The following is a 12,730-nucleotide window of genomic DNA, read 5'->3' as shown; positions in this document are numbered from 1 at the left end:
CCCATTATTGTGTGTAAACTCTGGGCATGGCTTTGACGCGGGATCAGATGGCGCAACGAGCGGCGCAAGAACTCCAAGACGGCTTTTATGTGAACTTGGGGATCGGCATCCCGACCTTGGTGGCCAACTTCATTCCGGCCGGCGTGGAGGTCATCCTCCAAAGCGAGAACGGGATGCTGGGCATGGGCCCCTTTCCCTATGAGGGTGAAGCCGACCCGGATTTGATCAATGCGGGCAAGCAGACGATTACCGAGATTCCAGGAACCGCCTATTTCTCGAGTGCCGATAGCTTTGCCATGATCCGGGGTGGGCACATCGACCTTTCGATTTTGGGGGCGATGGAGGTCAGCGAAAACGGCGACCTCGCCAACTGGATGATCCCCGGCAAGATGGTCAAAGGGATGGGCGGGGCCATGGACTTGGTTGCCGGGGTCAAAAAGGTCGTGGTTGTGATGGAGCACACCAACAAGGCGGGGGAGAGCAAGATCTTGCCGGAATGCACTCTGCCGTTGACGGGCAAGGCCTGCGTCAACATGGTCATCACCGACCTGTGCGTCTTTGAGGTGGGCAAGGGCGAATTGATTTTGAAAGAGCTCGCCCCCGGGGTCAGCCAAGAAGAGATCGCCGCAAAAACAGAAGCCCGGTTCTCGGTGAGCCCCGGTTTGCGGGAAATGGCATTGGCCTGAAGTCGGCCGGAGCCCGACCGGAGACCGGTAGACTGCCAACATGTCCCCGAAGATCCGCGCCGACGTCTTGCGGATGACGCCTTACGTCCCGGGCAAACCGATCGACGAGGTGAAGCGCGAGCTCGGCCTTACCGACGTGGTCAAGCTGGCAAGCAACGAAAACCCACTTGGCCCGAGCCCCCGGGCTGTGGAAGCGGTGCGGCAAGCGGCCAGCCAGCTGCACCTTTATCCGGATGCCAGTGGCCATGTGCTGAAAGAGGCGGTCGCCGACCGGTTCGGCTTGCCGATGAACCAGGTGGTGTTGGGCAACGGGAGCGATGAATTGATCCATTTGCTCGGGCTCGTTTATCTGGAACCGGGCGACGACATCGTGACGGGTTCCCCGAGCTTTGTCCGCTACGATGCCGCCGCCGGGTTGTCGGGAGCCGAACACCGGCGGGTCCCTTTGGACGCCGAATGGCGGCACGACCTGGGCCGCATGCTGGAGGCTTGCGACGACCACACCAAGCTTGTCTTTATCGCCAATCCCCACAATCCGACCGGGACCGTGTTGGCGCACGCCGAGGTTGCGGAATTTTGTCGCCAGTTGCCGGCTTCGGCGATGCTTGTTTTGGATGAGGCCTATTTTGAGTTCGGACAAGATGTCGATGACCCGGTGCGGTCGGTGGACTTGTTGAAGTCCGGGGCGAACGTCTCGGTGTTGCGGACGTTTTCCAAGGCGTATGGGTTGGCCGGGATCAGGATCGGGTTCGGGTTGGTGCCGGCTGACCTCGCCGATGCCATGGACCGTGCGCGAGAACCGTTCAATGTGAATTCTTTGGCCCAGTCGGCGGCGATTGCGGCACTGGGCGACAGCGAATTTCTCCACCAATCGGTGGAATCCAATAAAGCTGGAATCCTTCGCATCGAAAAGCAGATGGCGGAGTGGGGCTTCCCAACGGTGCCATCGCGGGCCAACTTCATTTGCATCGATGTCAAGCGTCCGGGCCAGGACGTGTTCCAAGAACTGCTCAAACTGGGGGTGATCGTGCGGAGCGGGGGCCCGCTCGGCATGCCGGGCCATATCCGGGTGAGCATCGGGACGTCCGAAGAAATCGAGGTGTTCCTGAGGGCGTTTGCCCAAGTGGTGTTGGGGGCGGGGGTCTGATATGGCGGTTCAGTGGGAAGCAACGGATCAATTCGGCAACCTGTTTGTGGCGGCCAGCACGGCGGGTTCGGTGGAAGAACTGGCGGCTGATGTCGGATCACTGATTTCCGAACTCCGTTCGGCGGGACGAAGCGGGGTGGTTTCGTTTGACTTCGAATATTGCGAGATCAACGGGCCCGACCCGGAATCGGTTTCGCACGTGCTCCAGGTTCCTTGGTTGGCCGATTGCGATCCAGAGGGACTGGTGGGAGCCATACAGGGCATGTTGGGCGAGTCTGCCGACGGATTCGAACTGTCAGTCCTTGAGGTTTAGGGGAACCGGCATTTGCCTGACCCGTTTGTCGGCTGACCAACGGATGATTGACGATCTCAGAGGCTTCTGCCTGCCCGGGCGCGTTATACTCCGGCGATGCTTGGAGCGTTTTCCCTGGGTCTTGCGGCCGTGCTTTCCCGCCCGGCAATCGCCGATGGGGATCGGCTGCGCGCGCATGCGCCCTACGAGGACTCGATCCCCGAACCCGAACAAGTCTTAGGCTATCGACTTGGCACGCGCCACACCGTGTTGATGGATCAGGAAAGGGTGGTGCGCGCGATTGTGGATTCGAGCGCTCGGACCAAGTACTTGCCCTATGGCACCAGCACCGAAGGGAGGCCGTTGCGGGTGGTCGCCATTAGTTCCCCGGGGAACATCGCCCGCCTCGACGAAATCCGGGCGGCCCATGCCCGACTGGCTAAAGCAAAGAAGGGCGACAGCTTGCGCGGATTGGAAAGCACGCCGCCGATCGTCTGGGTCAACGAATGCATCCATGGCGACGAAACGGCGAGTTTTGAAAGTGCAATGGCCCTTATCTACAACCTGGCGGCCAGCAACGACCCGGCGATTGTGGGGGCCTTGGAAAAGGTCGTGGTCATGGTCAACCCCTGCTACAACCCTGATGGTCACGAACGGTATGTGGTGGCCTACAATTCCATCCCCAACGGCAATGGCAAAGAGGGGAGCTACGACCGGGCTATCCCTTCCGCATTTTTGGGCCGCGCGAACCATTACCGGTTCGATATGAACCGCGACCGGATTGCGATGAGCCAGCTGGAAACCCGCCAAGAAGTGGTATTCATGCTTTCCTGGAACCCCCAGGTCTATGCAGACCAACATGGCCAGGTCGAAAACTACTTTATGCCGCCTGTCCAGCAAAGCATCAACGTCAACGTCGGCCGGGATCGGTATGTCAAGTGGACGGAAATCTTCGGCCGGGCAACGGCCCAAGCGTTCGACGGCCAGGGTTGGAGCTATTTTGTGCGCGACAGTTTTGACTTGTATGCGCCGTGCTATCTCGATTCATTTGCCACCTTGACGGGGGCGATCGGTATGACGCACGAAACCAATGGCGGCCGGGTCATCAATTCCGAAGACCGGGACGGGTTCACGGTGACCTTGCGCGAGGGCATTGAAAAGCACATGGTCAGCGCATTGGCCGTGATCCAGGGTGCCGCCACCCAAGCTGAGGGGCTTATGTCGGATTACGCCGACTTCAAAATGGCGGCGAATAGCGGGGAATTCGCAGGTGATTTCAAGCGGGTCGTGCTCCAAGGCGACCGGCGGGAGCTGCTCCGTTTGCAAACCCATCTAGGCCGGATGGGTGTCGAAAGCACGTATACCGAAGGGGTCTGGACACAAGCCAAATCTCACGACTATTGGTCGAGAGAATCGGGTCGGCGCGAGTTCAGCGGCCCAAGCCTCGTAGTTGACATGGCGCAAAGCCAAGGTCCGCTCGCCAAGGCGATGTTAGAGCCCGGAAGTGATTTTGAACCGGAGTTCGTCGAACGGCAGAAGAAGCTCGCCCAGGCCCGCAAGGATGGTCAGCCGTTTGATGAGATCGACAATTTCGAGTTTTACGACCTGACGGGTTGGAGCCTGCCATACGCCTATGGAATCGACGCCTGGTGGTGCGAAGACACGCCTGGATTCGGGATGTCCATGATCGGCGACCCGTCCTTCGCCGTCGATGGCCCGGTTGTCGGCTATTACCTGCCCTATCGCGACCGGGACGACATGTTCGAAGCGGTTGCGGCCATGAGGTCGGGGATCCGGGTCTCGTTGGTTCGCAAAAAGATGGTCGTCCAAGGGCAGGGGGTCCTGCCCGGCTCGTTCTTGGTTCTCAGGCAGCGCAACCCGGAGGCGGATTTGTCGCGGTTTGCGGATCGGCGGAACGGGTGGCTCCCGTTGTCCACGAGTTTCCCTGACGTCGGTCGGCAGGGACCCGGGAGCGAGACCATCCAATACTTGCGCAAACCGGAAATCGGAGTGGTCTTGGGCGATGCCGGGAGTCTGAGTGGAGGTTCGCTGTGGTACTTAATGGAGAGGGAATTCCAACTCCCGTTCCGATCGCTGACCAGCCGGGGCTGGAAAGCCGCACTCCCAGACGTGACGGCTTTGGTGATCCCGGCCGGAGTCAGCCTCAAGCTGGACGAATCTCTGCGGGAATGGGTTTCGGAGGGCGGGTCGCTTGTTTTGCTGGGTGGCGGCGATTGGGCCATGGGAGGGGATGGGTTCTTTGACCTCAAAGGCGTCGATGGGGAAGACGAGATCCCGGGCACCTTGTTCCGCGCTGAACTGGATTCCTCCAGTGTGATTTCATACGGCTACCCACGGGACAAAGATGGGAAGGTCAAGTTGGCGGTGCCGATTTCTGGCACCCGATTTTTCAAGGGCGACGGGCAATCGGCGGCCAAAGTTGTGCCCAATGGGTTTCTTAGCGGCTGGGCCTGGGATGATTCGCCAAAGACATTGGAAGGGACGTCCTGGTGCGAATCGGTTGAGCTTGGCCGGGGTCGGGTGACTTGGTTTGCAGACGACCCGACGGAACGCGCTCAATGGCCGGGCCTTTGGAAAATGGTTTTGAACGCCATAGTTCTCGGCCCAGGGTAGTTAGTCCAGGAAAAGCATATGCACAGGCTTTGACAGTTTGATTTCGAACCCTGTCGGCGATGGGAGGCCGGTCGATCCGTCGATCTTGAGGCTGGTGACGATTCCGTTCTCCTGCCCGGCAACCAAAAGGTAACGGCCAGAGGGGTCGATCGCCATGCCGCGCGGGGTTTTGGCGGCGATGGTGGCAATGGACGGCTTCGCCAAAACCCCGTTTGGCAAACGGGGGAAGCACGCGATGGAATCGTGTCCCCGGTTGGAGACATACAGCCACTTGCCAGAAGGGTGGAGCAAGACCTCCGCTGTCGTGTTGTTGCCCTGGAAATCCATGGGCAAGGTGCTGAGCGTTTGGGTTTCGGTCATGGCCCCCGATTCCCGGTCGATTTCAAGGGTTGTGACGGAGTTGCCGTGCTCGCTGCCGACATAAAGCCGCTTCCCCGTCGGGTCGAAAGCGAAGTGGCGAGGAGAGCCGGCGGCCAAAACATGCGCTTGCACCGGCCGCCCATCTCGAAAGGTCAAGACCAAGTCCCGCCCGAGGTCTGTGCCGACGGCGAACGGAGAATTTGGCAGGGGTTGGAGACAGTGGGCGTGGGGCGGTGATTGTCCAGCTTGGACGTTGTTCCAACCCCACAGCGGTTTGCCGGCCAAGGAGACGCACTCGAAATCTCCTGAGCCATAGCTTGCGGCTAGCAGGCTCTGGGAATCTGGCAAAAATTGCAGAAAGCAGGGCCCCTTGCCTTGCAACGGCAAAACGCGGGGATCATGGAGCTCATCCTCCGGCGAGAGCGAAAAAAGCGTCATTTGGCCCGGGTTCTGTTCGTTCACGCAAGCAATCCAGCGTCGATCCGGGGAAATGGCCAGGTAACTGGGGTTGGGGGTCGCAGCGGCCAGGATTGGCTGAGAAAGGGCACCGGTTTCCAGATCTAGGGTGGATTTGTAGATCCCCTGTGATCCGTTGGGAGCCGTGTAGGTTGCGATGAAAAAGGGGATCGCCAATTTTTGCCAGGTTACATGAATCGGCCCGGCTGGGGCAATCACGGGGCGGGACAGAGCCGGTCGAAAAGGATCAGCCGACCGGGGAAACTGGACGGCGGGACGCCGCTGATGGATCTGAAATGAAGTCCGACGGAGCTTGAGATGCTTTCAATGCATCCAGGAATCCTCGCCGGTCTGGAATCCTCTTCAAGTTGTCGAATCCTTCGAATTGGCCGAATCGGGAAGCCAATGCCAACCACTGTTTCAGGCGGTTGAGTGAATGGGGGTTGCCTGGCCCATAAAACCGGTCTGAAAAGGCGAGCAACCCCTCAAACAAGGCAACCCAGTCGGTTGAGGGGATTGGGGATCGTTTGGCCAGGCCAAGGTGTTGGGCGGCCAGGTGGGGAAACCTCGGATCGGCCAGGGCTGGCCTCCCGATCATGAAGTGACGGCACCCGGTCATGCTTTCGCACCGCTCCAGGTCATCCAATGTCCAAATATCGCCATTGGCGACAATGGGGATGGAAGCACTCCGGCGCACCTGCGCGACGGGTTCCCAATAGACGGGCGGGGAGTAGCCTTGCGTTTTAGTCCGGGCGTGGATGGTGATCCAGGCGGCACCGGCGCGTTCTGCCATTTCGGCATTGGCGTGGATGGCGTCGATGGTATCCCAACCGAGCCGGACTTTCACGCTGACCGGGATTTCGGGGGGGACGGCTTGCCGTACCGCGCGGGTGATTTCAAAAACCCGGTTAGGGCACCGGAGGATTGAGGCTCCTCCGTCGTTGCGGTTGACGGTGGGGGCCGGGCAACCAAAGTTGATGTCGAGCGAGTCGGCTCCGGCAGAAACGGCGTTGAGGGCGCTGGCGGCCATGCAATCGGGATCGCCACCCAAGATTTGAACCTGAACATGGAGTCCGGTTTCGGTCCGGCAGCCGGTTGCAAGCTCCGGGATATCCCGGGCAAACACTTTGCGCGGGAGCGGCTGATTGCTGACCCGGACAAACTCGCTAACGGCACCGGTGAACGCCCCTTGGGCACCCTGGAACGCCCGCATGGCGGCATCGGTGATGCCGTCCATCGGGGCGAGGATCAAGGCAGGGCGATCCCGTTCAGCCACGCCCTATTATGGGTTGTGCGGGCTTTGGGCCTCGGTAGACTCCCGAGGTGGATCAAGAAGACCTGGTCGCCGCTTGGGACGCAAACAACGACGTGAACCAGCGATTGCTGGCTCTGATCCCCGATGATGCCTTTGATTTGAAACCGGGGCGCGGCAAAACGGTGCGGTCAGCCTTTGTGCACCTGGTCAAAGTGCGCGGCATGTGGTGCGAGGGGGTTAAAGGGATGCCGGCATTCGATTTCAAGCCTTTGAACGCCAAAACCGCTGAGAGGCAAGAGATCCAAGCGGGTTTGGAGGAATCCAACCGGCTCATGCAGACTTTGATCCGGAATAGGGCCGGGTCTCCGGGCCGGGCCAAACAACCGGTTTTGACGTTTTTTGCCTATTGCGTGGCGCATGAGGCGTACCACCGAGCTTTGATCGAACAAGCGTTGCGGGAAAACGGGCGAGAACTTGCCGACCCAGACCATTACGGCCTGTGGGAATGGCAAACTCCCGCCCATTGAGCACATCCCCGGCCTAGCTACCGGGATTCCGAGAGGTTATTTCCGCTTTTTCCGGAGAAGGGCCAATGCGGGGATGGCCAGCAGGCACGTGGCCGGTTCGGGGACGACGTCGAACTGGTAGTTGTACGACCCCGATTCATTTTGGTTGCCAAACGCATTGAGCGCGATGCCGGATCCCAACCGGTACTGCCCGGCCGTCAAAGTCCCAGCCGAGGCAATCGTGCCTTGTTGGTTGGGCAAGAAGATCGACGTGTAAACGATCTGCCAAGTGATGCCATCGAACCTCCTCAGGTCAACGTAGTTTGCCGTTCCGGCGTTGGTGAGGGATGTTTCGATCATGCCGGAGAGCGTGTAGTCGACCGACGAATCCAACGTGAATTCGATGACCTGTTCGTTCCCCGGGTTAGAGGACAGCATTTGGGCCGTGCCTGCGCCAGAAGTTGTTGTGGTGACGGTTGTCGACCCGGAAGCCGAGATCGAGCTAAAGGACGAGGTCGGCCCGGTGACCGCATATTCGTAATGCTGGTTGGTGCCCACGCCGGCGGCATAGGGGGTTCCGCCCGGCAGCACGCCGCTGGTCGAACCGGTGAAAAAGGCGTCGTCAAAGTCGCTACCGAGAATTGCCGTCTTCACGTTTGAGTACGAGTCCGAGTGGCTGTCTCCGCCCGCACCGTAAACATAGGTGTAGCTCATTTCGCCCTTACGGGACGTGATGTTTTGTGCCTGTGCCAAGGAGGCGACGGCAATCATGCCGACGGCCAAGGTCGTTTTGAATTCCATGCTGTTTGCTCCTCTCCACCCATTTGGGTGAAAAACTAATTTTGCCAGTTTTCTGAGCATTTTTCAAGGATCTCGCACAAATAATTCATTGTGATTTTTTAAAGAAATTTTATTGCAGTTAAAAGATGACCCCCAGGTGTGCAAAGTGGTGGCCGACTTTGGCGAGTGCAGATTGCCGGGCCGGGCCAAACACCCGGCTTTGACGTTTTTTGGCGGTTGCGCGGCGCTTGAGGCGTATCACCGAGCTTTGATTGAACAAGCGTTGCCGGAAAATGAGCGGGAGCTCACCGACCCTGACCATTACAGTCTTTGGGATTGGTAAGCCCCGACTATGAACCGTTATCGCCGCCGTCGAGCGACCAAGGTGCCAAGACCAATGGCGATGATTGATAGGCTCGCCGGCTCGGGAACCGAATCGGGCCGCGCAACAAAAGTCGTATAGACACCGTTGTGCACTCCGTGGCCGGTAATCCATCCGTTATCGTTAATGTCAATCGCGTTTACAAGATCCCAACCATCATTGGGGTCGATCAGCGAATTCATGTTGATTAGTCCCGTGTTTTGAGTCCAAATCAACGCTTCGCTTCCGTTGCTACGACCAACCGCCATGCCGCTGTTGTTGATCGCGTTTAGGTTGAGCCCAACGGTTCCATAGTCTATCACTTGCATACCGAGTTCTTGGTTGAAAACGAAACCGTAGGAGTGACTGTTGCCATCTTGGAAATGACCAACGACCCACCCGAGGTTGTTGATATCTTTGGCAATGCTAGAGGTGGTTCCGCCGGGCAACATCCCGTGGAGGTCGAACACCGTGTTGTTGTTCCGGAACCATGTGGCGCGGGTCAGTCCGGCGAGTCTCGCCCAGCCAACGCTCTCACCAGAGTCGTTGATTCGGAATGCAACTGATGGTTCTTGTGGCCCATAGTTTGGCAAGCCAAACCCTGGCGAACCAAGAAGCCACCCGGTCGCCCGAACGTCTTCGGCCCAACCGGTGCCGCCTACGCTTTGATTCAAGTTGTTGATCCCTTGAGTGTGACCACCGGATACTCCGCCGATTCCTTCGTTAAACCACCAACCGCCATAGTGGGTTGTAAAGCCATGCTCAAATCCGTTCTCGCTCATGAAACCAACAACGGCGTCGTTGTCGTTGATGTCGGTGGCAACGCTAGAGTCCGCATGATAGAGGTGGACTTCAAGCACGCCCCAATCTTCTCGCCACATAAATCCTCGGCTCGTTCCTGGAGCATAACTGGTGCCGACAACGTGGTTCAAATTGTTGATCGCCGAAATGTAGCTGTGGTCGGCTCCGGGCAAACCACCGATTTCGGTCACATGGTAGTGCAGTTCTGCATTGGCAACAGCTGCACAAGCCATCAGGGCTATGGGGGCGAGCGCGCGATAGCGTTGGAAATGGGTCATACGTGTCCTCAACGAACGCTATGATAACCGGATTCGTGAATTGTTCCGGCAAATAGGGCTTTTGTTTCAGGGCTTTTTCTTTCTGATTCGGCGTTCGCTTTCGGTCTGGGCTGGCATTAAGATGGCCGCAAACTTGGCTCGGACGTAGTGACCGGACTCGCGCTTTGCGGGATCTGTTTCCATGTTGTCAACAAAAACCCTGAGGGCTTGAACAAGGGCTTCTTTAACCTTTGTGGCACCCTCTGGGCTCAAATAACCAGCAAAGTTTTTATAGAGCATGTGATCGATGAGGGACGCATCATTATTGAGCCCCTTTTGTGCGAGAGCGTGCAGTCGATCGATCTGCCTCATTTCACATCGAAACTTGGTGACATAGAGCTCCTTTGATTTATCGCTCATTTTGAGGGGGTCAAGGTTGTAGCGAAAAGCGGATCGTGCGTAAAGAGTCTCTTCTCGTGCCCGTCTTTTGCGAGAATCAACAGCCAAAACGAGCCCAGCTTCGACAAGCTTGACAAGATGTTCTCCTACTGAAGCAGTGCTTTTATCGACCTCCTTTGCAATTTCACGAATTGATGAGGCATGAGCGTAGGGGATGGCTTCAAACACCTCATTACACTGAGCTGATGCCAGAACTGCGAGTTGCTCATCACTAAATGTGACCGCATCGACTTGCATTGGGTAGAGGTTCTCCATAGCCGGTTCCGTCAAAAAAGCAAAAGACAGTATCACTCATACATGCGATTGAAAGGGAAAAAAATCAGGCTTTTCGGACTCTCCGCCGGCTATTCCGCGTCCTTACTGATATGAAGATCGGTATGGCCCTTGCTGGGCTCACGCTCACTTTGCCTTCATTGGTCGGGATTGGATCGCCTCAGGCAGAAACCGAGCCGTTGACCGCCCCTGAGCTCAAGAAACTCGTCGAAAACCTCGGGTACGAAGTTAAAGTCTTGAATGAAGAGGTCGGCAAAGAAAAGTACTCGTTCACGGTCAAGACGGATGCCTTTAATGTGCCAGTAGGGGCCGAGATCAGTCCGAGCAAAAACTATGTTTGGCTGACCGCCAACTTGGGGCCGGCCACGGCCAAGACCAATTACGCCGGGTTGCTCAAGGCCAATGGATCCATCCAACCCACGATGTTCTACGTGACCTCGAAAGATGTTTTGATGTGCGGCTACGCGCTGGAAAACCACGGGGTCACCCCTGCCTGGTTCAAGAAATGCGTTGACAAGCTGGCGGCAGACATCAGTGCCCAAGCTCCGGTGTGGAATACCGGCGGCTAGGGGCGATGGAGGTTCGGCGATCCTGAAACCTGGAAAGTCTGGTCAAACGAAAGGGCCTTAACATGGGTGTCGGCAAAGCCGTAATTGGCCCGGACGTGCCGTTTGGTGGCAATGGCACCATTGCGGGCATCCATATCGTTGGCCGGGGCGGCGGGATTGCCAGGGTTGAACCACGGGCGATAGAGATAATTGCAAAACGGGTCGGCGGTTGCCGTCCCTTGTGATCGCCGCTCGGCAAGAAGGATGGTTTCAGCTGGTTTGTCCACCGCCGATTCGGCGAGGCCGAACACAAAATATCCGTTCACCAGATATGACAGGAGATCGGGATGGTCGGGGGCGGGAGTGTCGCAGTCCCGGCCCAATGGGTCGGGGTCAGAGGGGCACTTGCCAAGCATGTCGCCAGTGACTTTGTAGGGTGTCAACCGGTTGAAAAAACTTCCGAAGTCGGGCTCTTCCAGGCTGCCATCGGCATCGTCAATTGCCGGATCTTTGGAGGACTTACGGGTTTGAGAGTAGGTGTTGTCATAGTCGGAGTTATAGAGCTGGACCGCCATTCCGGTTTCTTTCACATTGCTGAGGCAGCTGCTGCGCTTTCCGGCCTCTTTGGCTTGGCTGAATACAGGAAAGATGATGGCGGCCAGTATGGCGATCAGGGCGATGACGACAAGCAGTTCGACCAGCGTAAACCCAGATGGTTTCCGGGCGCATCGGAACTTCAGATCGGACATAATTGGATTTGAGACCCATGATACACGCCAAGTCGAAAGAGATCGTGATCGGCGGCTCGCTATTGGTTTTGGCCGGGATTGGCATTTGGGCTGCAACCCACCAGCCCAAGACGGATTTGCGCGCTGAGCGCCGCTTAGTCAAGACAACGATGGATGCCGCGGCAAGCGAAATCGACCTAAACCCGAAAGACATCACCGTGGAGGAGCTCATGGCGATGCATCTTCCGGCAGACCTGGGGGGGCGGCGGGGATCGTTCGAACGCTACACTTTCCGGGTGCATGGGCGTTTGGAATCGATCGAACTCAAAAAGGACGGTGACTTCTACATGGTCATCCGGGGTGAAAAGGGCGGGCACACAGTTGTGGAAGTCCCTGACCCATCAATCTGCAAGGGTTCGCCGTTGGAGGGGCAGATCGCCGCCACCCGTAAAGAACTGGAAGAGAAATACCACCCGACCCCAGAGAAGAAAACTGTCGATGAAACAGTCACGGTCACCGGAGTCGGATTCTACGGCTGGGGCAAATCTGGCAAGTCGGGTTCCAATGGGAGCACCGGTGCCCGGCTCATGCCGGGCACCGGTGTCAAGTTCGGCAACTAAGCCGACCGATTACCACTTCTCGCCGGTATCTTCAACCCAAGGGAACCACTGCGGACAGGGTTGATCCTGGGCGATATCAGGATTGCCCCACACGCTGGGGGCCACCGTGGCCCACCACTTGGGCTCGGTGTGGTTCTTGGCGTGAGTGTCGGCATAAACATAGTTGGCGCCGCCGTTGATGTGGCGGTGCATCCCGGCGTCTCGGTCGGGCCGGACGATCTCCCGGCGGGTACCCGCTGCGTCGACTCCGGTTTCGGCGATAAAGATTTTGGAAGCGGGAGCCGTCATCTCCGACATGTTGCCTCCCGTGAGGGCAAATCGGGACACGCCGTTTGGCTGGCGGTAAAAATAGTAGTTGAGGGCATAGCTGAGTTTTTCGCCGGGGATTGCCGCCCCGCCCGAGGTGCGGGCCTGTTGCCCATCGTCGGGGCAGGCAAAAATTTGGATGTTTTTGGCGTACGGGTTGAGCAAGTCAGCCCAAGAGAGTTCGGAAATCCCGGCCCCGTTATGGAATTGGAAGACAGTCCAGGGGGGGCCCATATAGGCCGGCGGGGCCGGGTAATTGGC

General features: G+C 57.9%; 14 protein-coding genes. 8 read left to right on the top strand and 6 right to left on the bottom strand.

Annotation, left to right across the window (positions count from 1 at the left end; all coding sequences use genetic code 11):
* The first annotated feature begins 26 nt into the window (after positions 1 to 26).
* The 4 genes from JNM28_00945 (at position 27) to JNM28_00930 (ending at position 4,759) form a co-directional block, all read left to right on the top strand.
* Positions 27 to 686 carry a CoA transferase subunit B gene (locus JNM28_00945; GenBank protein MBL8066994.1) on the top strand — a complete coding sequence of 220 codons (660 nt, stop codon included), beginning with the start codon at positions 27 to 29 and terminating at the stop codon, positions 684 to 686.
* 40 nt (positions 687 to 726) lie between these two features.
* Positions 727 to 1,833, top strand: coding sequence for a histidinol-phosphate transaminase (locus tag JNM28_00940; GenBank protein MBL8066993.1), 1,107 nt, complete (start codon positions 727 to 729; stop codon positions 1,831 to 1,833).
* Position 1,834: 1 nt separating this feature from the next.
* Positions 1,835 to 2,146: a hypothetical protein gene (locus JNM28_00935; protein ID MBL8066992.1), complete on the top strand. Its 312-nt coding sequence runs from the start codon at positions 1,835 to 1,837 to the stop codon at positions 2,144 to 2,146.
* Between the two features lie 96 nt (positions 2,147 to 2,242).
* Positions 2,243 to 4,759: a hypothetical protein gene (locus JNM28_00930; GenBank protein ID MBL8066991.1), complete on the top strand. Its 2,517-nt coding sequence runs from the start codon at positions 2,243 to 2,245 to the stop codon at positions 4,757 to 4,759.
* Here JNM28_00930 and JNM28_00925 read toward each other — a convergent pair whose 3' ends face one another.
* Positions 4,760 to 5,752 carry a lactonase family protein gene (locus JNM28_00925; protein MBL8066990.1) on the bottom strand — a complete coding sequence of 331 codons (993 nt, stop codon included), beginning with the start codon at positions 5,750 to 5,752 and terminating at the stop codon, positions 4,760 to 4,762.
* Between the two features lie 70 nt (positions 5,753 to 5,822).
* Entirely contained in the window at positions 5,823 to 6,812 is a 990-nt protein-coding gene (locus JNM28_00920) for a tRNA-dihydrouridine synthase family protein (GenBank protein MBL8066989.1), read from the bottom strand.
* A gap of 86 nt (positions 6,813 to 6,898) precedes the next feature.
* Here JNM28_00920 and JNM28_00915 point away from each other — a divergent pair, with 86 nt between their 5' ends.
* On the top strand, positions 6,899 to 7,357 hold the full coding sequence (locus JNM28_00915) for a hypothetical protein (protein ID MBL8066988.1): 459 nt from the start codon (positions 6,899 to 6,901) through the stop codon (positions 7,355 to 7,357).
* 36 nt (positions 7,358 to 7,393) lie between these two features.
* On the opposite strand, the gene JNM28_00910 is transcribed toward JNM28_00915, so the two are convergent.
* Positions 7,394 to 8,137: a hypothetical protein gene (locus tag JNM28_00910; protein ID MBL8066987.1), complete on the bottom strand. Its 744-nt coding sequence runs from the start codon at positions 8,135 to 8,137 to the stop codon at positions 7,394 to 7,396.
* A gap of 112 nt (positions 8,138 to 8,249) precedes the next feature.
* Between JNM28_00910 and JNM28_00905 the strand changes: the two genes are divergently transcribed.
* On the top strand, positions 8,250 to 8,459 hold the full coding sequence (locus JNM28_00905) for a hypothetical protein (protein ID MBL8066986.1): 210 nt from the start codon (positions 8,250 to 8,252) through the stop codon (positions 8,457 to 8,459).
* A gap of 17 nt (positions 8,460 to 8,476) precedes the next feature.
* On the opposite strand, the gene JNM28_00900 is transcribed toward JNM28_00905, so the two are convergent.
* Both JNM28_00900 and JNM28_00895 read right to left on the bottom strand, forming a co-directional pair.
* Complete coding sequence (locus JNM28_00900) at positions 8,477 to 9,556, bottom strand: PEP-CTERM sorting domain-containing protein (GenBank protein ID MBL8066985.1); 1,080 nt, start codon at positions 9,554 to 9,556, stop codon at positions 8,477 to 8,479.
* 66 nt (positions 9,557 to 9,622) lie between these two features.
* A complete protein-coding gene (locus JNM28_00895; protein MBL8066984.1) occupies positions 9,623 to 10,231 on the bottom strand; it encodes an ArsR family transcriptional regulator in 609 nt (202 codons plus the stop codon).
* A gap of 128 nt (positions 10,232 to 10,359) precedes the next feature.
* Between JNM28_00895 and JNM28_00890 the strand changes: the two genes are divergently transcribed.
* A complete protein-coding gene (locus JNM28_00890; GenBank protein MBL8066983.1) occupies positions 10,360 to 10,836 on the top strand; it encodes a hypothetical protein in 477 nt (158 codons plus the stop codon).
* Here the strand turns inward: JNM28_00890 and JNM28_00885 are convergent.
* Positions 10,833 to 11,564: a prepilin-type N-terminal cleavage/methylation domain-containing protein gene (locus JNM28_00885; GenBank protein ID MBL8066982.1), complete on the bottom strand. Its 732-nt coding sequence runs from the start codon at positions 11,562 to 11,564 to the stop codon at positions 10,833 to 10,835. The two genes, JNM28_00890 and JNM28_00885, sit on opposite strands and share 4 nt — an antisense overlap.
* A gap of 17 nt (positions 11,565 to 11,581) precedes the next feature.
* Here JNM28_00885 and JNM28_00880 point away from each other — a divergent pair, with 17 nt between their 5' ends.
* Positions 11,582 to 12,163 carry a hypothetical protein gene (locus JNM28_00880; protein MBL8066981.1) on the top strand — a complete coding sequence of 194 codons (582 nt, stop codon included), beginning with the start codon at positions 11,582 to 11,584 and terminating at the stop codon, positions 12,161 to 12,163.
* The last annotated feature ends 567 nt before the right edge of the window (positions 12,164 to 12,730 follow it).

Source organism: Armatimonadota bacterium (assembly GCA_016789105.1).
Classification (GTDB): Bacteria; Armatimonadota; Fimbriimonadia; order Fimbriimonadales; family Fimbriimonadaceae; genus UphvI-Ar2.
Note: the sequence above shows the minus strand (reverse complement) of the source record. Positions and strands in the feature narration are given on the sequence as shown.